The organism is Ruegeria sp. F5 (assembly GCF_056533845.1).
In genome coordinates this window covers 1-20712 of sequence record NZ_JBQFOU010000023.1, presented here as the reverse complement: position 1 = coordinate 20712, position 20712 = coordinate 1, and the positions used below count along the sequence as shown (strand labels likewise).

The window sequence follows — 20712 nt, the reverse complement described above, 5'->3', positions numbered from 1 at the left end:
TGCTCCTCGCCCTCGTCTCAAAACGCCTTGCCGCGCGCCGATACCGGCCACAGGGTTTCGACCTTGCCGTCCCGCACGCCCACGTACCAGTCATGCACATTGGCCGTCGGGTCGCAGTGCCCCGGCACCAGACGCAGCTTGTCGTTGATGTTCAGAACCCCGTCCGGATCGGCAACAACGCCATGCTCATCCGAGCATTTGGCGTATTCCACATCCGTTCGCCCGAAGATCACCGGCAGGCCACTATCCACCGACTGCGCCTTGAGGCCCGCATCCACGATGGCCTTGTCCGCCTTGGCGTGGCTCATGACGCTGGTGAGGATGAAGAACGCATTCTCCCACTCGCCCCGGTCGATGCGGTTGCCGTCCTTGTCCAGAATGCGGCCGTAGTCAGCATCCATGAACGCATATGACCCGCACTGCAGCTCATTATAAACGCCCGATGTACTTTCGAAGTAATAGGAACCGGTTCCGCCGCCGCCGACAATGTCACAGTCCAGACCTTCGGCCTTCAGACCCTCCACGGCGTCTTTCACCATGGCAACGGCAACGTCGATCTTGGCTTTGCGATCTTCGTAGAGATCCATGTGCTGCATTGCACCTTGATAGGCCTGAATGCCCGCAAATTTCAGCCCCGGCGCGGCGTCGACGGCTTTGGCAATGGCGATCACATCAGGCGTGGTCGTCACGCCGCACCGGCCCGCGCCGCAGTCGATTTCCACCAGACACTCGATTTCCGTACCGTGACGCTGCGCGGCATCGGACAGGTCCGCCACGTTGCCGATATCGTCGACGCAACAGATCGTCCGCGCGCCCAGCTTGGGCATGCGAGCGAGCCGGTCGATCTTGGCCAGGTCACGCACCTGATTGGAGACCAAAACATCCTTGATCCCGCCACGGGCAAACACCTCGGCCTCGGACACTTTCTGGCAACAGATCCCGCAGGCCCCGCCCAGATCGATCTGCAACTGCGCGATGTCCACGGATTTGTGCATCTTGCCATGCACCCTGTGGCGCATCCCGTGGGCCTTGGCATAGTCGCCCATCTTCTTGATGTTGCGCTCGAGCGCGTCCAGGTCCAGCACCAGAGCGGGGGTTTGAATCTCGGCCTCATCCATGCCGACGGCGGCGGGGATGTCGAAGCCGACCTCAAGCTGGTCGATGTTTACGGGCTTGTTCATGACTTCCTCCTCAGCCCCTGATCCAGGGCAGTTTGTCCAGGTCCACATTGCCGCCAGTGATGATCACGCCGACGCGCTGCCCCCGGAACACGTCCGGGTTCTTCAGAATGGTGGCCAGCGGCACGGCGCTGCTCGGCTCCATCACGATGCGCAGGTGTTTCCAGGTGATTTTCATGGCGTCGATGATCTCTTGCTCGCTGGCCGTGTGAATATCGCTCAGGAAATTCGAGACGAAATGCCAGGTGTTGTCCTTCAGCGGCACCTTCAGCCCATCGGCGATGGTTTCGGGCGCGTCATCGGCAATGATGTGCCCGGCTTTGAAACTGCGATACGCATCATCGGCCTGTTCAGGCTCGGCCGCATAGATTTTCACCTCGGGCGCAAGGTTGGAAAGCGTCAGGCAGGTGCCCGAGATCATGCCGCCGCCGCCAATCGGCGCGACCACCGCATCCAGCCCATCGGTCTGTTCCAGCAGTTCCGCCGAACAGGTCGCCTGCCCGGCAATCACGCGCGGGTCATTGTAGGGATGCACGAACTCACCGCCAGTGCGGGCCTGCACCTCGGCGAACACCGCCTCGCGTGAGGTGGTCGAAGGCTCGCATTCGGTGATGATCCCACCGTAGCGGCGCACCGCGTCCTTCTTGGCCTGCGGCGCCGTGCGCGGCATCACCACATTGCACGGAATATCCCGCCGCCCCGCCGCATACGACAGGCTGAGCGCGTGGTTGCCCGAGGAATGCGTGCAGACGCCGCGCGCGGCAGCCTCGTCATTCAGGCCAAAGACCGCGTTGCAGGCCCCGCGCACTTTGAAAGCACCGGCTTCCTGCAGGTTCTCGCATTTGAAGAACAGCTGCGCGCCGGTCATGTCGTCCAGAAAGGCCGACCGCAGCACCGGAGTGCGATTGATATGCGGCCTGATCCGGTCATGCGCCTCGCGCATATCACCAAGGGTCAGGCAATCGGCTGTTGTCATGTCGTCAAGCATCTGAATATTCCTCAGGCTGCGGATTTCAACGGGTTCGCGCTGCCCGAGCGAAAGAACTCCTGCGCCGCTGCAACGCCACTGCCCAGCGCGATGGGATAGTTCAGATCGGCCATCGCCATCTCGATCGTCGCGAGGCCAGACAGAACCATCACATCGGTCAGGCTGCCCAGATGGCCGATGCGGAAAGCCTTGCCGTTCATCTCGCCCAGACCGATGCCGAAGCTGACACCATAAGCGTTGAAGGCATGGTCCGTCAGGGCATTGCTGTCGAACCCCTCGGGCACATAGATCGCGCTGACCGTGTCGGAATACAGGTCCGGCGACTGCGCGACCAGGTCCAGCCCCCAGGCGGCGGTGGCTTTGCGCACGCCCTCGGCCAGACGGAAATGGCGGGCATAGACGTTGTCGAGGCCTTCTTCGAACAGCATCTTCAGGCTTTCGCCCATGCCATAGATCAGTTGCAGCGGCGGCGTATATGGAAACCCGCCCGACGCATTCGCCGCCATCATGTCGCGGAAATCGAAATAGGTGCGCGGCAGCTTTGCCTGCCCCATCGCGTCGATTGCCTTGGGGCTGACGCAAAGAATGGCCATCCCCGCCGCCAGCATGAACCCTTTCTGCGAGCCCGAGACGGCGATATCGACGCCCCATGCATCAAACTCGAACGGCATCGAGGCCAGTGAGCTGACGCAATCCACAAACAGCATTGCCGGGTGGTCGCTGGCATCCATCGCCTTGCGCACCGCGCCGATATCCGACCGGACGCCGGTGGCCGTCTCGTTATGGGTGACCAGCACCGCCTTGATCTGATGGCCGGTATCGTCGGCGAGAATCTCGGCGAACTTGTCTGCCGGCGCACCGCTGCCCCAGGTGCATTCGATGATCCGCACGTCCAGCCCGTGACGCTGGCACAGATCGATCCAGCGGTGGCTGAACATGCCGTAGCGTGCGACCAGTACAGTGTCGCCGGGGCTGAGCGTGTTGGTGATCGACGCCTCCCACCCGCCGGTTCCACTGGCCGGGAAGGTAACGATCTGGCCCGAGGTCGTGCCAAAGACCGTTTTGGTATCCTCCAGCACCGGCGCAAAGGTTTCGACGAAATCGGGCGCCCGGTGGTCCTGCGTCTGCACCTGCATGGCCAAACGCACACGATCCGGGATGTTGGTCGGGCCGGGTATGAACACCGGGTTCTGGTTGGACATCGCATCTTCCTCCGCTTTGGTAAAAGCATCCAACCGGGCGCGGGATTTTGCAATTTTCTCGAAAATGTTTTTTAGCATGTGAAAAATTACCCCAAAGCCTTGAAATAGAAGGATCAGCTATTTTTTCATTTTTGGGGCCACATTTTCCATTAATGAAAAAATATGCGACAACACCTGTAAGCAATGGCGAAAACAGAAGGAATCAGTGGTGAAAACACAGCAACGCGCGCGGGGGCGTCCGAAATCTCAGTTCAAGGAAAGTTCGGCCGGAACGATGCAATCGCTGGACCGCGCGCTGGGAACGCTCAGCGCGGTGGCGCAGCTTGAACGTTGCACACTCAGCGATCTGAGCCGTGAAACCGGTGTGCCCACCGCGACGACGCACAGGATACTGACCACATTGTCCAACCGGGGGTTCGTGAGCTTCGATGAAACCCGGCAGGAATGGATGGTCGGGATCGAGGCTTACCGGACCGGTGCCTCCTTTCTAAAACGCAACAATGTGGTTGAAACCGGCCGCCCCATCATGCGCAAGCTGATGCAGGAGACAGGCGAGACCGCGAATATGGCGATGCCGGATGGCGGTGATGTGGTTTTTGTCAGCCAGATCGAAACCGGCAACCCGATCCGCGCGTTTTTTCCAGCTGGGTCGCGCACGCCGATGTACGCTTCAGGCACCGGCAAAGCGTTGCTGGCCGCCATGCCGCGCGCGGCGCTGGACAAAATCCTGTCCGGGACCCGGTTCGAAAGTTTCACGCCGCGCACCCTCGCAGATGCTGGGGCCTTGTTGGCCGATCTCGACCGCATTCGCGAACGAGGCTGGTCCTTTGATGAAGAGGAACGACATTCCGGCATGTCCTGCATCGGGGCCGCGATTTACAATGAACAAGGCGAACCCTTCGCGGGTGTCTCGGTATCCGGCCCTACCGCGCGGTTTCGCGATGCATCCGTAGCGCGGTTCGGTGCGTTGGTCGCTGCAGCGGCCCGCGATATCACCGCAGCGGTTGGTGGCAATCCGAAATGACCCGAGGCGGCAGGCGGCTAGGTTTGGTCAACCGAAGTCAGGCCGATCTGCGCCATCGCGATGCTCATTTCATCGCTCAGAACGGACCAGAGCTGGTCCAGCCCGCTTTCGCCTTCGGCAGCGATTGCGAACTGCAGAATGCGGCCAAAGAACACGAAATCGGCACCGTTCAACAGCGCCTTTAGCGCATCCTCACCCGACCGCAGGCCGCTGTCATAGAACAGGGGAAAACCCTGCCCAACCGCCTCACGGATCTGGGGAAGCATCAGGAACGGCGCGGGGGCGCTGTCCAATTGCCGCGCGCCGTGGCTGGAGACCTGGATCGCATCCACCCCGGCTTGTTTCAGCGCAACCGCGTCTTCCGGGTCCAGAACACCCTTGACCACCAGCTTGCCCTGCCACTGATCCCGCAGGCGGGATAGCGTGTCCCAATCTGCTTTGGCGCGGCTTTCGGTGCGGTCGAACTCATACCCCTGCATCAGGAAATTGGCCATCTGCGGTCTGCCTTTGAACAGAGTCGTCAGCGACCAGCGGGGATGCAGCGCAAAGTCGACAAACTGGCGCGGGCCGATCCTGAAGGGCATTCGAAACCCATGGCGCAGTTCGCGCGGTCGTCGCCCGACCTCGGGCACGTCCACCGTCAGAACAAGGGTTTCGTAGCCAGCCGTCTTTGCGCGTTCGACCAGTTTGAACGTGCCGGACCCGTCACCGCTGAAATATAGCTGGAACCACGCGTTCCCCTCGGCGGTTTCGATCAACTGCTCCATCGGGGTCGAGGCGACGGTAGAGACGCCCAGCGGCACCGAAAAGCGCGCGGCCAACCGTGCCAGCATCAGATCCGCCCCCGGACCCGACAGGTTGCACATGCCCATCGGGGCGATGCCGAATGGACGTTGGGCGGATTTGCCAAAGACCGCGCTGCGCAGCGACCTTTGGCTGACATCGCGCAGGATACGCGGGCGCAAGGTCATCGCATCCAGCGCCGCGCGATTGCGGGCTGCGCCGGTTTCTGCCCCTGCGGACCCGTCGATGTAGTCGAACACCATCCACGGCAAACGCCGCCGCGCAAGGCGGCGGGCGTCTTCGGCGCTGTGAATGTCGCTTGATGGCATCAGGCCTCGACGGCCTTCATGAACCGGTCGCGGATCACCACCGGGTCCATCGTGATCGGAGGCATCTTGGCATTGCCGCTTTCACATTTGCTGACGACGATGGTCATCTGCTTTGCGTCCAGCGCCTCTTGCAGCACGCGGCCAGTGTCTTCGGCCTGACACTCGATCACGCGCTCGCATCCGGCGGCCTCGGCCATTTTGGCAAGCGACGTCTTCTGCCCGGCATATGTGGGCTGATCCCCGGTCGAGCCGTAAGAGCCATTGTCCACAATCAGCAGGATGTAATTGTCGGCCACATTGTTGGCGATGGTCGGCAGTGTCCCGAGATTGGTCAGGATCGAACCATCGCCGTCGATCACGATCACCGGTTTCGGTTGCGCCAGCGCCAGACCCAGACCGATGGACGAGGCAAGCCCCATCGTGCCCAGCATGTAGAAATTGGTGGGCTGATCGTCGATGGCGTGCAACTCCTGGCTGGGGATGCCGATGTTGCAGACCACAAGCTGATCCCGCAGGATCGGCGCGATTTCTTTCAGGATTTCAGAACGGATCATTGGTCGCCATAGCCTCCCCAGAAGTTGGCGTCGGTCAGGATGGCGACCGGCTTGTTGCACATGAAGGTGTATTTCAGGATCGCGTCCAGTTCCTCGACATCCGCTTGATGGTGGAAGTGGTAGGTCGGGATATTCAGCTGCGCCAGCAGGGCCTTGGTATGCACCGCCATCTCGACCTGACAGGCGATGGGTTCGCGCAGTTCGCCCCGGTATGAGATCAGCATGGGCAGCGGCATCCGGTAATACTGGATCAGCGTGGCCAGCGTGTTGATCGTCACCCCGATGGCAGTGTTCTGCATGATGATCGCCGGGCGCTTGCCGCCCATCCAGGCCCCCGCGCACAGGCCCATCCCTTCGTCTTCCTTGTTCGAGGGGATGTGGTAAATCCCGTCGCGGGCGTCGATTTCCTCGATCACACCGGCCAGTTGCTTACAGGGAACGGTGGTCACGAACGAGATATCGTTCGCCACCAGATCGTCGGTGATCTTTTTGTCGATATTCATTTCAAGCAGTCAGTCCTGTTTGGGGCGCACGTGGCGCGATTGAGGAGGGTCAGACCCCGCGATGCACGTGAACGGCGCAGGGGGCATGGCGAACGACCCGCGAGGCGGTCGATCCCAGAAAATAGTCGCTGAGGTCGGGCTTGTGCGACCCGATGACAATGCAATCCGCTGCATGTTCGGCGGCATAGTCGATGATGGTGCGGGCCGTGTGGCCCTTGACGATGTCGGCGGTCACGCCCTCGAGTCCCTCGACCTTGGCCAGCAATTGATTTCGCGCGCGCTCATAGGCTTCGGCGACGACGGATTTGTCCAGATAGGCACTGACCGATCCCTGCGGCATCTCATAGACATGCAGCGCGATGATCTCGGCACCGTCTGCGGACAGCGCCCGCGCGACTTCCAGCGTATGGTTCGATATGCCGTGGTCCAACGCCATCGGAACAAGGATTTTTTTGTACATGACTGCCTCCTTTGCTGCAGGGCCTATCCCCACGGGTTCAGGATAATCTTGGGGGACGCGACAGCGCCAGTGCGCAGTTCGCGAAAGGCCTGACCACCGTCGGACAAGGCCCGTTCCTCGGGCCAGTCCAGCGGGCCGAGCCGACCGTCGAAAATGGCCTGCGCGGTGTGGCGGAAATCGTCTGCGGTATAGGTGTAGGTGCCGATGAACGTAATCTCCTGCAGGGTCATGCGCCGTATGTCCAGGCCGCCTGTGTCCTCGCCCAGACCGACATGCGCGATCACGCCGCCGGGTGCCGCGATGGCCGACGCCGCGGCACGGGTCGCCGCATATCCGACGGCATCGATCACCAGCGGGAATTCGGGCTCGGGCGCGGTCACAAGATTGAACGGGCAGTGGTTGCCCAGAAATTCACGCCGCAGATCGTTCGGCTCGGCAATGGTCACGTCCTCAATCCCCATCGCGTGCAGCGCCAGAGCCGCCGCCAGGCCAATCGCACCGCCGCCAATGACCAGCGCTTGCCTGTCCATCGCCGGATGCAAGGCTTCGACCGCCAGACGGACCGTGTGCCAGCTGACCGCCAGAGGTTCCGCCAGTGCGGCTTTGGACAAGGGCACATGGTCGGGCACATCGATCAGGTTGGCCCCGGGCATCGCGACGAACTGCGCAAATGCGCCCTCGCGTGGCGGCATCGAGATGATCTGGCGGTTCGCACAGATATTCTCGCGCCCCGCCGCGCAAGACGGGCAGGCACCGCAGGTGATCAGAGGGTTGATGGTGACGCGTTTGCCATCCCACGACCCGCCCACGATCACACCTGCAGCTTCATGCCCCAGTATCAGCGGCGCAGGCCGCCGCGCGTCGTGCCCGAGATAGGCGTGCATGTCCGATCCGCAAATGCCGACCGTTTCAACCCGCACCAGATGCTCGCCCGGGCCGGGGACCGGGTCGGGAACCTCCTGAAACGCCAATTGTTCGACGCCTTCATAGACCAGAGCTTTCATTTCGCCGTGAACCCCCCGTCAACCATCAGGATTTGACCTGTCACATAGTCCGAGGCTTTCGAACACAGGAACAGGATCGGGCCGTCGATATCCTCTAACCGGCCATTGCGGTGCATGCAGGTCTGCGCGGCGTTTCGGGCAGCTCGCTCGGGGTCGTCGAACACGGCCTGCGTCAGCTCGGTCGGAAAAAACCCCGGCCCGATGGCGTTGGCGGTGATGCCGTGGGGCGACCAGGCCTCGGCCATGGCGCGGGTCAGTTGCCCGACCCCGGCTTTGGTCGCGCCATAGGCTATACCGCCGGGAAAGGCGCGGGTTGTCTGTAGCGAGGCGAAGTTCACGATCCGGCCCCAGCCCCGCGCTTTCATCGCGGGCACCATGGCCTGGCTCAGGAAAAACGGCGCGCTGAGGTTCAGCGCCAGCGTCGTGTCCCAGCCTTGCGCGGTGACATCATCCGCCGCCTCACGCGTGTTGATACCGGCGGCGTGCACGATGATGTCGGGCGGTCCGAATTTCGAGGATACGCTTTCGACCAACCCACCCGTTTTCGCCCGGTCTGCCACATCACCGGTAACCGCTGCGCACCGCTCTCCGATCTCATCGCAGAGCTGGTTCAGAGCGTCCGCACGGCGCGCCACGCCGACGACCCTGGCCCCGGCGGCGGCTAGGGCCTGAGCCACGCGCCGCCCCAGACCCGAGCTTGCGCCGGTGACGCAGGCGACCCGGTCGGACAGATCGAATAACGCGCGGGGGTCATCCATCGGCGGTCAGGTCGAACTGTTCATCCGGGAAATACTTGGCCAGCCGCACATCCGCCGCCCGCGCATGTCCTTCCATCCCCTCAAGGCGCGAGATACGGGCGGTTGCCACCGCGATCGGCTTTGATCCTTCGCGCGTGGCCCGCTGCCAGGTGACGATCTTCATGTATTTGTGCACACTCAGCCCGCCGGTATAGCTGGCCGCGCCAGAGGTCGGCAGGACATGGTTGGTGCCGGTGGCCTTGTCGCCATAGGACACGGTGGTTTCCTCACCCAGAAACAGCGAGCCATAGCAGGTGAGCCGGCCCAGCCACCAATCCAGATCTTCCGCCTGAACCGTCAAGTGCTCGGGGGCGTATTCGTCGGAACAGGCGGCCATTTCTTCCCGGTCCGAACAGACGATCACCTCGGCATAGTCGCGCCACGCGGCGGATGCGTTTTCGCGGTTCAGCTCGGGCAGGTCTTCGATCAGGGTGGGCACCAGCTCCATGACCTTCTGCGCCAGCGCCCGGTCATCCGTCACCAGCCAGACGGGCGAGTTGTAGCCATGTTCGGCCTGGCTGACCAAATCCGTCGCCACCACATGCGCATCCGAGGTACTGTCGGCCAGGATCAGACTGTCGGTTGGGCCTGCAATCATGTCGATGCCGACCTTGCCATAGAGAATGCGCTTGGCCTCGGCCACGAACTGATTGCCCGGACCAACAAGGATATTCGCGCGCGGCAGGCCGAACAGGCCATAGGTCATCGCCGCAACACCCTGCACACCGCCCATGGCCAGAATGCTGTCTGCCCCGCAAATATGCGCGGCATAGACAATCGCGGGCGCAACGCCTTCGCCCGGACGGGGCGGAGAGCAGGCGGTGATATGGCGGCACCCGGCCACCTTGGCCGTGGTCACGGTCATGATCGCACTGGCGATGTGGCTGTAGCGGCCACCGGGCACGTAGCACCCCGCCGCGTCCACCGGGATCGCCTTTTGCCCGGCGATAAAGCCCGGCACGATCTCCATCTCGACATCCGAGACAGTCGCCTTCTGCGTCTCGGCAAAGCGGCGCACGTTGTCATGGGCGAAGCGGATATCGGCCTTCAGCTTTTCCGGCACCAGCGCAATCGCCGCGTCGATCTCGGCCTGCGTCATCAGCACATTGCCGTCGTATTTGTCGAACTTGGCCGCATATTCCATCGCCTTGGCGTCACCGCCCGCCTCGATATCGGCAAGGATGGTCTTGACCGTATCATGCACCTCGGTGGCATGAGATTGCGCCGTCAAAGTCGCCTTTTTCAAATAGTCACGCGGCATATTCAACAGATCCTATTGGTAGATTTCAGGAAGCAGGGTGGTCGACACCGCTGGCACATAGGCAATCAGAATGACAACGATCAGCATTGTCAAAACAAAGGGCACCGCGCGGGCCGCGATCTTGAGGATCGACTCGCCGGTAATCCCCGACACCACGAACAGGTTCAGACCCAGCGGCGGGGTGATGAACCCCACGCCCAGCGCGGTGATCATCATGATGCAGAACTGAATCTCATTCATTCCGATATTGTCCGCCAGCGGTTTCAGGATGGGCGCAAGGATCACGATGTTCGGTGTCGTCTCCATGACGCAGCCTGCGGCGATCAGGATGCCGATCATCAGCAGGATCAGCAGGTACGGGTCATCGGTCAGGTTGGTGACCGAGGTGACAAACCCCTGCGGCACGCCCATGATCGCCAGCGCCTCGGCCAGCGGGGCGGAAAAGGCGATGATTGGCAGGATCACCCCATTCACCTTGGCGGAACTGACCAGCATCGAGGGGAAATCGGCCAGTGTCAGCGTGCGCAGGATGAAGCCCATGATGATGGTGACAACAACCGCGGTCGCCCCGGCTTCGGTGGGCGTCAGGCGGCCCGAGAAGATGCCGTAGAAGATGATGCCGGGCACGATGAACGCGTACCAGCCGGATTTCAGCGCTTTGCCCAGATTGGCCAGCCACTCGCCCATGCTCATCATCCCGCCGCCCTCATAGGCGTAGAGGCGGTTCATGATGATGTTGGTGATCAGGATCGAGACCAAAATGGCCAGACCCGGGATAAGCGCCGCCAAAAAGAGCGTCGAGGCGGAAATGCCCAGAACAAGGCCGATGATGATATAGGCAATCGAAGGCGGGATCAGGATGCCGGTACAGGCGCCCGCCGCGACCAGCGCACAGGCATAGGGACGCGGATAGCCGCTTTCAACCAGCCGGTTGATGGTCATCCGGCCCACGGCGGCAGCACCCGCCGCGTCGGAACCCGAGATCGCGGCGAACATGCCACAGACCAGAACGGTGGCTGAGCCGAAGCCGCCCTTGGCGAAACAGGTCAATGCCTCGGCCACGTCCAGGAATTTTCGCGACAACCCGGTGCGCACCAGTACGTCGCCGGTCAGGATGAACAGCGGCACGGCGGTCAGGGCAAAGGCGTCGATGCCGGTGAACAGGCTTTCGCCCACAAGGCTCAGCGGCAGGTCGCCGGACATGACCAGCATGACGATGGCAGCCGTCCCGATGGCGGCCCAGACCGGCACGGCCAGCGCGATCAGGCCAACGAACAGGATCACGGGCAGGTAAAAATCCCAGCCCAGTTCAACGGTTTGATTGAGGGAATTCCAGAGCATCGTGTTTCCCCTTAGTCAAACAGCTTGTCGCCTTCGAAGACGGGCGTTCCGTCACGAAGGGATTTCAGGTCGCGCAAAAGGGACTGGATCAGCCGCCAGATCATCAGCGCAAATCCGGTGGGCACGGCCATCAGGAACCAGACCTTGGACACCCGCAGCCCGTCTGTCACCGAGCCGAACTTGGCCGAGACATGCACGGCCTCGTACGACCAGTACAAGGCAATCACCGCCACGACGAACATCACCAGATCGCCGAAGATATAGAGCAGCGCCTTGGGCCGTTGCGGCAGATAGTGCATGATCACGTCGATGCGGATATGGGCGCGTTCCTTGACTGCCGCCGCCGCCCCGATCCACGCGAGGTAGATGAAGGAGTAGCGGACGATTTCCTCGCCCCAGATCGAGGAAAATGCGAAAATCTCTCGCCGAAGGACCTCGATGGCCATGGTTATGACCAGCATCACGTAGAACACCAGCAGCAGCCAGCGTTCGGCGTTTCGGTCTATGTTCTGAAGAATGGTCATCCGGGTCCCTCGGCGATGGAACAGCCAGGCGCAGGCCTTCTGTCGCGGGCCTTTTTCAGGCCTGACTGTCAGTGCAAAAGTCGGGCACCCGGGGCTGGGTGCCCAAGGTGGCATCAGGCGTCGTGGACGTAGTATTTGCCCTGCGTTCCGGCGGCCTCGACCAGTTTGTCGAAGGCATCCATCGATCCCGCCAGTTCCGTCTTGAACGGGTCCCATTCCGAGCGCTGGTAGCCGCCGACATCCTGCCACTCGGCCAGTTGATCGCTGGTCAGGGACTGGAACTGCACACCCGCCTTGTTCAGTTCGGCCATGGCATAGGCGCGGGCCGAAGGCACCTTGGACAGGTTCTGGTGGCTGGTCATTTCCGAGCCCCACATGATGCCTTCCTGCACATCCGCAGGCATCGAGTTGAACCATTCGAGGTTACAGGAATAGACCTGGCTGTCCGGCACCGCCTGCGTGAAGGTCACGTGGCTGAGGATATCCTTGAAGCCAAAGACGAACAGCGCGCCCACGGACGGATCAAGCGCATCCGCGACACCCTGTTTGATCGCCGAGGGCGTCTCGCCCCAGGCTACAGGGGTCGGATTCGCGCCGACCATGCGGTAATATTGCTGCAGCATCTTCGATCCCGGCACGCGGAACTTCACGCCGCTCATGTCGGCAGGCGTGACAATGGCGTTGCCGCCCTGACGCACCGCAACGACACGCGGGTCGATCACCACGTAGAACAGGGCCTTGAAGCCCGCAGCCTCGACCTTGGGATGCACTTCTTGCTGCCATGTGTCGGAATGCACCAGATTGGTGAAGCGCTGGTTCGAGCCGCACAGATACGGCATGTTGATCAGGTCGACGGTTGATGCAAAGGGCGCGAAGTTCGACAGCGAATGCTGCGCAGCCTGAATCGTGCCGCCCTGAACCTTTTGCACCAGCGACCCGCCAGCGCCCAACTGGCCGCCGGGGGCCAGTTTGACATAAACCTTGCCGTTGGTGGCGTTCTGGATGTTCTCTTTCAGGTCCAGCTGCATGATCGGATAGCTGCGGGACGCGCCCAGAACATAGGCGGTCGCGATGGTCATCACGTGATCCGCCGCCTTTTCGCGCTCGCTTTCTTCCTTGGCGGTCTGCGCCGCAGCCTCGGACGACCACAGCACGCCCCCTGCCCCGGCAACCAAGGCCGCCGTAAACGCGCCTGTGGCGCTGAGCTTCAGGAAATTGCGGCGTTCTGCTGACGCCAGTTCGGTCTTGTCGTTGTTCATGAATTGCCCTCCCAAGCAAAAAATTCAGCTGCCGCTCTTTTCGTCGCGGTCCGCTTCCTTTTTCAGAATTGCGACAACGAACAGGATCGACGCCGCGAACAGAACCAACATTTCTCCGACATCCCCAAGAAAGGCGCTGCCCGCATACGCCCCCAGCGCCACGTTCGCAAAATAGATGACAAACACGAGGACTGAGGCTGCAAGAAACACTTTTGGGAACTCCTTCTGGATTCGGCCCTGACTCCTTTGTAAGCGCTTACATCAGAAATGCAAGCGCTTACATTATTGCTTTTCACCGCCCATCGAAGCATTTAGTCTTAGGAAAATGTGAAACTCAGGTTCAGGAATGCCAAATCTTCGGTCAGCCCCAACGTTGAATGATGTGGCCCGGCAAGCGGGTGTTTCGACAGCAACCGTGTCGCGATGCCTGAACGATCCGCAGCGGGTGGTCGAAGCAACGCGCAAGCGGGTCATGTCGGCGGTGGATGCGCTGGGGTATACCCCCAATTTCGCCGCGCGGGTCATGGCGGCCAAGCGGTCCTTCACCATCGGCGCGATCATTCCGACCATGGACAACGCCATTTTTGCGCGCGGCCTGCAGGCGTTTCAGGAAGAGATCCATCAGCGCGGCTATACATTGCTGGTCGCAAGTTCCGCCTACAAACCCGAAACCGAGGAAGAGCAAATCCGAAACCTGGTCGCCCGGGGCGCAGATGGGCTGCTGCTGATCGGGCATGACCGGGGCGGCGAGATTTATGACTATCTGGATCGCCAGAAAGTCCCCGCGCTGGTCGCCTGGTCCTTCAGCCCCGGTGCGCGCGCGCCGGCTGTCGGCTTTGACAACCGGCAGGCCATGCGGGACCTGACTGACAAGGTCATGGCGCTGGGGCACACCCGCATCGCGGTGATTTCTGGCATTCGCCGTGGCAACGACCGCGCGCGGTTGCGGGTCGAAGGCATCAGGGATGCTGTTGCTGCCCACGGGTTGTCGCCCGACCACCTGCCGATCATCGAAACGCCCTATGGTATAGACAACGGTGCCCGCGCGTTTCACGACCTGATGTCCCGCGCTGACCGGCCGACGGCGGTGCTCTGCGGCAACGATGTTCTGGCGGTCGGCGCGGTCCGGCAGGCGCGTGAGATGGGCCTTCGGGTTCCCGAAGACGTCTCGATCACCGGGTTCGACGACATCGAACTGGCCGGAATAACCCAGCCCGGCCTGACCACGGTTCACGTTCCGCACCGGGAAATGGGCCGCAAGGCCGCCGCCGGGCTGATCGAGATGATCGAGCAGAACGTGCCGGGCCGCTCGGTTCAATTAGGCACAAAGATCGTGACCCGAAGCTCGCTCGGCGCGGCCTGATCCGGCTAATCGAGCCATCGGGATCTCTGGCCTTACGCACACTGGTGCAAAAGGCGGCAGGCCCTCGGGGTGCGTCCTTAACAAACTGCAGCCTCCAGGCCCACGGGCGTGGATTTGACAGAATCCGCTCGCGGTGATTACCTGACACCGTCGCGGTGGCAGGGGCCTGAATCCTCGTGGTTTTTCAGCGCACTGAGACACCGTAGCCGGCACCGGTCAGACCAGTGCAGATGCCCGGAGATTTGATGATGGAACTGATCACTGAACAGCTACGCGCTTTCCCGATCATGGCGCTTTTTCTGTGTCTGGGTCTGGGATACGGCGTCGGAAAATTCCGGGTTGGCAAGTTTGAACTGGGCGGCATCGCCGGAACCTTGCTGGTAGCAGTGTTCGTCGGGCAGATCGGCGGCATCAACCTGAGCACCGATGTGCAGAACGTCTTTTTCTCGCTGTTTATCTTCATGGTCGGCTACAATGGCGGCCCGCAGTTCTTCGCGGCACTGAACCGAACCGCGCTGACCAAGCTTCTGGCCGCTTTCATGATGACCCTGTGGGGCCTGTTCTTCGTGATCGTCGTGGCCAGGCTGGCGGGATTGGACAAGGGGTTGGCGGCAGGTCTGGCCGCTGGCGGGTTGACGCAATCGGCCATTATCGGCACCGCAGGAAACGCCATTGATCTGCTGGGGCTGGCCTCGGACGAGGCGGAAAAGCTCAAGACCAACATCGCCGTGGGGTATTCGGTCACATACATCTTCGGCTCGATCGGCCCCATTCTGGCGGTAAGCGTCATCCCGATCATCCTGCGTTGCGATCTGCGGCAGGAGGCCATCAAGCTGGCCCAAAAGCTGAGCGGCGGTGGCCGCAAGCTTGAGGAAGGAGAGTTCCTTCCCATGAACCGCTTTGAGGCGCGCGCCTATCAGGTCAACACCGACGCCAAAATCATCGGCCAAACAGTGAAAGCCATCGAGGGCGCGTATGACGGCGACCTGATCGTGGAACGGCTGCTGCAGGACGGCGCGCCGGCCGATCCGACCCCGGATACGGTTATCGGCGCCGGCGACGTGGTCGTGGTGTCCGGCCTTGTCGCACAACTGGCGCAGTTCGAGGGCACCGCAGGCGGTGAGGTGGGCGAGTACCCGCCGGAACTGACCATCGTGGAAGAGCGGCGCAATGTGGTGATCACCAACCGCAAACTGACCGGTAAAACCCTTGCAGAACTGCGCGAAGCCCTGACGGCCGAGCAGCGCCGTGGCGTCCATATCTCGAAGATCACGCGCATGGGTCATGATGTGCCGGTCCTGCAAAACACCCAGATCCATGCGGGTGACGAGGTCAGTATCGTCGGCCACAAGGACGATCTGAACCGGGTGGCCAAGCAGGCCGGATACGTGCCGCCCTCGGCCTCGGTCACCAATTTCATCGCGTTGGGAATCGGTGTCGCCATCGGTTATCTGATCGGTGAGATCAGCTTTGTCATCGCGGGCACCAAAGTAGCGCTCGGCTCGGGGCTCGGCTGCCTCGTCACCGGTCTGATCATCGGCTATGCGCGGATCAGACGCCCCAAAATCGGCGGGATCAACCGGGGGGCCGCGAATTTCCTGCAAAGCTTTGGTCTGGCGGTTTTTGTCGGCGTTGTCGGCCTGAATGCCGGGCAACCCGCGCTGCAGGCCATTCAGGAATACGGAATTACCCTGTTGCTGCTGGGCATACTGGTCACGCTGATGCCGATGATCGTGCAATTCCCGATCAACTATTTCGTCCTGCGCATCAAAAACCCGGTCGAGGCCTGTGCCGTCGTCACCGGTTCACGCTCGGGCAATCCCGGCTTTGCGACACTGTTGGAAAAGGCGGGCAACTCGACACCCACGCCCGCCTTCACCATGACCTATGCGGTGGCCAATATTTTCCTGACCCTCTGGGGTCCGCTGGTCGTGGCCTTCGTGCCCTGACTGTTCAGCCGTGCAGCGGCAGGCCTTTCGAAGCGCGATAGGCCTGCACATAGCCAACAGCCACGGCCCGCACCGCGCGCCCGATCTGACGATAGGCGCTGTCATCCAGATTGGCGAAGGACACACGCGCCGACCAGTCCGGAGCGTCAAAGCCCGACCCGTTCAGCAGCACGATCCCGTGGTCCTGCGCCAGTTTGAACGAGATATCCAGCGGGTGAACGTTTTCCTTGATCCACGCGACCACCTCTTCGCCGACATATTTGCGCAGCCAGAACTCGAAATCCAAAATGCCGTAATACCGGTCGAACAGCGGGTTGTCGGGGATATCGATGCCCATGCCCTCGACCAGTTCGTCAAATCGGTGTTTCAGAATGCCCCAGCAGAATTTCTGGTAGGCTTTGTCCTCGTCCATCAACTCGACCAGCGAAAACAGCGTCATCATCACCTGCTGCGGCAGCGACAGACCCGCCGTATGGTTCAGCGCCACATCCCGGCTGTCGGCCACGATCCGGTCGATGAACTTAAACGAGTCCGGGTCAGGGGTCAGCGTCTCGTACCGCGCATTGACAAGGGCTTTGGTTTCGTCGGGGGCGTCGGCGATCATCTTGTCGAAGATGTTGTTCTCGGCCACCAGTATGGCCCCCAGACGCCATCCGGTGCAGCCGAAATACTTGGAATAGGAATAGACCCCGATCGTGTTCTCGGGCAGATGCCCCATGACCGACTGGAAATTCGGAATGAACGTGCCGTAAACATCGTCGGTCAGAATGATCAGATCGGGGCGGCGGGTTTTGACGAACTCGACCAGCCGGGTCATGACCTCGGGGCTGATCGCAACCGATGACGGGTTGCCCGGATTGACCAGGAACAGGGCTTTGACCTTCGGGTCCGCCAGTTGTTCAAGATCGTCTTCGGTCAGCTGAAAATGGTCTTCCTCTGCCGAGGATACGTCCACCACGTTCAGTCCGTAATCTTCCAGCACGGGCATTTCCAGATAGGGGGTGAAAATCGGCGTGCCCAACGCGATGGTATCGCCCGCATTCAGCAAACGCTGGTTCTTGAGCGCTTTGAAAATATAGCACATGGCGGCGGTTCCGCCCTCAACCGCGTAAATGTCGAATTTCGCATCAGGCCGATGCCCCGCGCACATTGCCCACATCACGTATTCATGGACGATCGCCTCATTATGTTCCATGCAACGGTCGGGCATCGGATAGTGATCACCAACGATGCCATCGGTCAGTTCCAGCACGAAATCGTCAGGCGTGAAGCCGAACTTCTCAATCGCGAAATCCACCATGTCGGCCAAAGTGTCCGCACCCGGCGGGCCGTTCCTTTCGACCGAGTCCGCGCAATAGGCCGTGAGCCGGTCATAACAGCCCGGTCCCTGCGGCATCCCCGCCAGACCGACCTGCGGTTCATTGCGATGCCGCTGCGCCTCGGTCATCGCGAACTGGCCCAGCAGAAAAAACGCCTCGCGCGCCTTCGAGGCTATCCAGTTGGGATTGCCGCGCCCTGCGTTCAGATAAGGCAGCGCCATCTGCCGCGCCTCTTTTTCGGCCAGCTTGATGAGCTCATCTTTGATCTGGAAAGGACTTAGGTTTTCGTACTTATGCAGGTCCAGCGTTTCTGACATGGTATCAAACCCTTGGTTCATGAAATCCGAGAAATTCTACCGGATCGTACGCAGGGAAATGTGTCTGTGTAAACAATACCGTGGGTGGAAGGTCTGTGTCAGACGAACCGATTGCTTGCACACATTCGGCCCATCTTGCCGATCCCACGAAGCGTGGAACCGCATTTTGAAGAAAATCGGAATTGAAGAGCTATACCGGTGCTACTTGGGCATCCCGGCAAACGCCATGTCTTGCAGCCATCTTTCGACCGAGGGCGGGTTGGGCCAGGTTTTTCGGGACTTCTCGGCCTCTATAGCAAGGGTCGCCTCGGGATTAGCCTCAAGATACACACTCAGCGCCGCGACTGCTTCGTTCTTTTGGCCAAGGCAGGCGTGGGTCGCGGCTAGCATTCTATGGGCTCCGCCATAAATTTTGGACATACGTTCGAATGCCGCCAGGGCTTCCTCGCACCGGCCAAGTTCCCATAAGGCCCAGGCGCGTTGCCAGTGGAACCAGCCCGTGTGCTTCGGATCAAGATCAAGCGCACGGTCGATCACCGCAAGGCCTTCTTCAAAACGGCCCATGTACAGCAGTGGACTGGAACTGGCGACCATCAGGTAAGAGGCAGAGGGGTTCAGCGAAATGGCGTGGCGATAGGTTTCCATCGCGCTCTCATGGTCGCCGCGTTCGGTCTGAACCCGGGCCCGCATCCAGTAGCCGAAGTAGTTTGCAGGCGCGATCTCGATGGCTTTATTGGCAAACGCATTGGATTTTTCCAGGTGGAACGCTTTTTCTTCGGGTGTGGAAAAGAACACCGCCATATGGCGATGCGTCCAGCCATGGATCAGATATCCCCATTCGGAATCGGGATCGACGGAAAGCGCCATGTCGCCCAGTGCAAAGCGGCGGTCCATCTGTTCGCGGCTGTCGGGGCTGCCGACAGACTCGAGAAAGTACTTCAGGGCGGTGACCTGATTCAGATCGCTTTCGGGCAGAGGGCGAAACTCGACAATTCCAACGATATTCGCAATGACGCCGCGCACGATTTCTTCCTGCACGGTGAACAGATCGCCGATCTGCCGGTTATACGTTTCGGCCCAGATATGGGCGCCAGTGCGCGTGTCGATCAACTGCGCCGTGATTTTCAAACCATCCCCAGCCTTTTGCTGGCTGCCTTCCAGCACGTAGTGCACCCGCAACTCCTCGCGGATGGTTTCTATGTCAGCCTCGTTGTCGCGATAGGAAAATGAAGACGTGCGCGCGATGACACCAATCGTCGGGAAGCGGGCCAGTTCGGTGATCAACCCCTCTGCGATTGCATCCGAAAGGTAGCCCTTGTCGTCGCCGGTAGAGAAATCGTCAAAGGCCAGCACCGCTATCCGTGGTTGATCCGCCAGCGCCTTTGGCGTCTTGAGCGGCCAAACTGCAACGTAGAACAGTGCGATCACGGCAAGGATCGCGGCCACAACCGGCAGCGACCCCATGCGACGCAGCCGGGACCGCGCGCGCGCATCCCCGGCAAGGTTCAGCCGGTACCCGACTTTCGGCACCGTCTGAACTCTGGACCGGTCCGTATCGCCCAACGCCTTGCGGATGTCGGCGATGCATTTCACCAGGCTGTCTTCGGTCACATAGGTATCGGGCCAGATGCGCGAAACTATTTTCTCTCTGGGAACAATCTGCCCGTCAGCTTCGACAAGCAATACAAGAACGTCCGCCGACTGCGCACGCAACGGCACGGGCGTGCCATCCGGTTGTTGCAAACTATGAGTGGCGATGTCGAATTGCAGACCAAACAGCCCGACAGAATCGCCAGATTTCAGGTTTTTTTCTCCGGAATTTCCGGACTTTTCCGCTGTGGTTTCCGACACTTGCACCATGCCTCCCGATGAAACGAGTGAGCGAAAGCAAATGCTGTATTCAAAACCCAATTTTAAATCGAATTCATTTCTTCGCAAGTTTTTGTGGAAACGCCCGGTGCACGCCATCAATTTGGCCCTGCTAAGCGGTTTGTCCTTTGCGGCCGAAACTGCGGCACAGGACTGGATCCCGCCTAGCTGCTGCCCACACACCGATTGCCAGTCGGTGACGCCGTCATCGGTCGTCGAGGTGCGCGGCGGCTATATTGTCGATGGCGTGACAGGTGTGATACCGCATTCCGATCCCCGCATCCAACCCTCTCGCGACGGGCTGTTCTACGCCTGCATCCAAAGCCGCGCCCGTCCCTTCATGAAAGAAACAAACGCCCGGATCGCGGATCGGGATACGGAACTTAAATGTTTGTTTGTGCCTTTGATGGGATAAGCGAGAATTCGTTGCGGCAGCCCCAATGTCCGTTTCGATTGCATCAGCAATGATCGCCAGTGAAAACTGGCCCCTTCATATCAGACTGAAAGCCCTTGGGATTCCCTAGGGTCAGGACCCATTGATTTCTGTATGTCGGCGTGATTCACCGGTCGAAAATCGAGCGGTGATATGAGCGATCTATATTGGTTGGATGATGCGCAGATGGCGCGTTTGGAGCCTTACTTTCCGAAGTCCCATGGCAAACCACGTGTAGATGATCGGCGTGTGCTG

General features: G+C 60.7%; 20 protein-coding genes and 1 pseudogene. 5 read left to right on the top strand and 16 right to left on the bottom strand.

The window, feature by feature from the left end:
- Positions 1–17: 17 nt before the first annotated feature.
- Genes bhcC through bhcA form a run of 3 tightly spaced genes read right to left on the bottom strand, consistent with a single transcriptional unit; the run spans position 18 to position 3368 of the window.
- Complete coding sequence (bhcC, locus tag ACR0K1_RS22500) at positions 18–1181, bottom strand: 3-hydroxy-D-aspartate aldolase BhcC (RefSeq protein WP_480616437.1); 1164 nt, start codon at positions 1179–1181, stop codon at positions 18–20.
- 10 nt (positions 1182–1191) lie between these two features.
- Positions 1192–2166: a beta-hydroxyaspartate dehydratase BhcB gene (gene bhcB, locus ACR0K1_RS22495; protein WP_480616439.1), complete on the bottom strand. Its 975-nt coding sequence runs from the start codon at positions 2164–2166 to the stop codon at positions 1192–1194.
- Positions 2167–2177: 11 nt separating this feature from the next.
- A complete protein-coding gene (gene bhcA, locus ACR0K1_RS22490; protein ID WP_480851925.1) occupies positions 2178–3368 on the bottom strand; it encodes an L-aspartate--glyoxylate aminotransferase BhcA in 1191 nt (396 codons plus the stop codon).
- Positions 3369–3576: 208 nt separating this feature from the next.
- Between bhcA and ACR0K1_RS22485 the strand changes: the two genes are divergently transcribed.
- On the top strand, positions 3577–4392 hold the full coding sequence (locus tag ACR0K1_RS22485; protein WP_480616440.1) for an IclR family transcriptional regulator: 816 nt from the start codon (positions 3577–3579) through the stop codon (positions 4390–4392).
- Between the two features lie 17 nt (positions 4393–4409).
- Here ACR0K1_RS22485 and ACR0K1_RS22480 read toward each other — a convergent pair whose 3' ends face one another.
- The 11 genes from ACR0K1_RS22480 to ACR0K1_RS22430 form a co-directional block, all read right to left on the bottom strand.
- The gene (locus tag ACR0K1_RS22480; RefSeq protein ID WP_480616441.1) at positions 4410–5504 is read right to left on the bottom strand and encodes an alpha-hydroxy acid oxidase; all 1095 of its coding nucleotides are present in this window, start codon (positions 5502–5504) and stop codon (positions 4410–4412) included.
- Positions 5504–6058 (bottom strand): sulfopyruvate decarboxylase subunit beta, encoded by a 555-nt coding sequence (gene comE, locus ACR0K1_RS22475; protein ID WP_480616442.1) that lies wholly within the window; start codon positions 6056–6058, stop codon positions 5504–5506. The genes ACR0K1_RS22480 and comE overlap by 1 nt, the downstream gene beginning before the upstream one ends.
- Positions 6055–6561: a sulfopyruvate decarboxylase subunit alpha gene (gene comD, locus ACR0K1_RS22470; RefSeq protein WP_480616443.1), complete on the bottom strand. Its 507-nt coding sequence runs from the start codon at positions 6559–6561 to the stop codon at positions 6055–6057. Before comD ends, comE begins: the two co-directional genes overlap by 4 nt.
- A 49-nt stretch (positions 6562–6610) precedes the next feature.
- Positions 6611–7021, bottom strand: a complete 411-nt coding sequence (locus tag ACR0K1_RS22465) for a universal stress protein (RefSeq protein WP_480616444.1) — start codon at positions 7019–7021, stop codon at positions 6611–6613.
- Positions 7022–7044: 23 nt separating this feature from the next.
- A complete protein-coding gene (locus tag ACR0K1_RS22460) occupies positions 7045–8025 on the bottom strand; it encodes an alcohol dehydrogenase catalytic domain-containing protein (protein ID WP_480616445.1) in 981 nt (326 codons plus the stop codon).
- Positions 8022–8783, bottom strand: coding sequence for an SDR family NAD(P)-dependent oxidoreductase (locus ACR0K1_RS22455; protein ID WP_480616446.1), 762 nt, complete (start codon positions 8781–8783; stop codon positions 8022–8024). Before ACR0K1_RS22455 ends, ACR0K1_RS22460 begins: the two co-directional genes overlap by 4 nt.
- Positions 8776–10083: a histidinol dehydrogenase gene (hisD, locus tag ACR0K1_RS22450; RefSeq protein WP_480616447.1), complete on the bottom strand. Its 1308-nt coding sequence runs from the start codon at positions 10081–10083 to the stop codon at positions 8776–8778. Before hisD ends, ACR0K1_RS22455 begins: the two co-directional genes overlap by 8 nt.
- Before the next feature lie 12 nt (positions 10084–10095).
- Positions 10096–11424, bottom strand: coding sequence for a TRAP transporter large permease (locus tag ACR0K1_RS22445; RefSeq protein WP_480616448.1), 1329 nt, complete (start codon positions 11422–11424; stop codon positions 10096–10098).
- 11 nt (positions 11425–11435) lie between these two features.
- The gene (locus ACR0K1_RS22440) at positions 11436–11948 is read right to left on the bottom strand and encodes a TRAP transporter small permease (RefSeq protein WP_480616449.1); all 513 of its coding nucleotides are present in this window, start codon (positions 11946–11948) and stop codon (positions 11436–11438) included.
- Positions 11949–12061: 113 nt separating this feature from the next.
- The gene (locus tag ACR0K1_RS22435; RefSeq protein ID WP_480616450.1) at positions 12062–13207 is read right to left on the bottom strand and encodes a TRAP transporter substrate-binding protein; all 1146 of its coding nucleotides are present in this window, start codon (positions 13205–13207) and stop codon (positions 12062–12064) included.
- Positions 13208–13231: 24 nt separating this feature from the next.
- Positions 13232–13417 (bottom strand): hypothetical protein, encoded by a 186-nt coding sequence (locus ACR0K1_RS22430; RefSeq protein WP_480616451.1) that lies wholly within the window; start codon positions 13415–13417, stop codon positions 13232–13234.
- A 136-nt stretch (positions 13418–13553) separates the two neighbouring features.
- Between ACR0K1_RS22430 and ACR0K1_RS22425 the strand changes: the two genes are divergently transcribed.
- Positions 13554–14570, top strand: coding sequence for a LacI family DNA-binding transcriptional regulator (locus ACR0K1_RS22425; RefSeq protein ID WP_480616452.1), 1017 nt, complete (start codon positions 13554–13556; stop codon positions 14568–14570).
- A gap of 248 nt (positions 14571–14818) precedes the next feature.
- Positions 14819–16519 (top strand): aspartate-alanine antiporter, encoded by a 1701-nt coding sequence (aspT, locus tag ACR0K1_RS22420; RefSeq protein ID WP_480616453.1) that lies wholly within the window; start codon positions 14819–14821, stop codon positions 16517–16519.
- Between the two features lie 4 nt (positions 16520–16523).
- Here aspT and ACR0K1_RS22415 read toward each other — a convergent pair whose 3' ends face one another.
- A complete protein-coding gene (locus ACR0K1_RS22415; protein WP_480616454.1) occupies positions 16524–18176 on the bottom strand; it encodes a bifunctional aspartate transaminase/aspartate 4-decarboxylase in 1653 nt (550 codons plus the stop codon).
- A 180-nt stretch (positions 18177–18356) separates the two neighbouring features.
- Complete coding sequence (locus tag ACR0K1_RS22410; protein ID WP_480851924.1) at positions 18357–20006, bottom strand: winged helix-turn-helix domain-containing tetratricopeptide repeat protein; 1650 nt, start codon at positions 20004–20006, stop codon at positions 18357–18359.
- A 7-nt stretch (positions 20007–20013) separates the two neighbouring features.
- Between ACR0K1_RS22410 and ACR0K1_RS22405 the strand changes: the two genes are divergently transcribed.
- On the top strand, positions 20014–20439 hold the full coding sequence (locus tag ACR0K1_RS22405) for a hypothetical protein (protein ID WP_480616456.1): 426 nt from the start codon (positions 20014–20016) through the stop codon (positions 20437–20439).
- A gap of 171 nt (positions 20440–20610) precedes the next feature.
- Positions 20611–20712, top strand: a pseudogene (locus tag ACR0K1_RS22400) (IS5/IS1182 family transposase); the annotation flags it as partial.